This window comes from Staphylococcus pasteuri, assembly GCF_030547725.1.
Classification (GTDB): domain Bacteria; phylum Bacillota; class Bacilli; order Staphylococcales; family Staphylococcaceae; genus Staphylococcus; species Staphylococcus pasteuri.
The window spans coordinates 1-234 of record NZ_JAUOQO010001025.1; the positions used below are offsets into that span (position 1 = coordinate 1).

Genomic DNA, 234 nt, shown 5'->3' on the forward strand with positions numbered 1-234 from the left:
GTTAATGACAGCGAGAATTATCTCAGCGGCAAGTGGTTCTCTTCTTGTTGTGCTATGTGTCACCATTGCTTCCAATATAGTAAAACAGGAATATCGCGCAAGAGCTATAGGGGTTGTATTTATGGGGATTAGTGCTTCTCTAGTTTTGGGAGTGCCAATTGGATTAATGCTTGGAAATGCATTTGGATGGAAAGCGCCTTTTGTTTTGATCCTAGTTCTCACACTGTTATCAAT

The 234-nt window shown here is 40.6% G+C and carries 1 protein-coding gene; it reads left to right on the plus strand.

Annotation, left to right across the window (positions count from 1 at the left end):
* On the plus strand, positions 1-234 hold a 234-nt coding region (locus Q4528_RS16275; protein ID WP_303522821.1), incomplete at both ends, for an MFS transporter.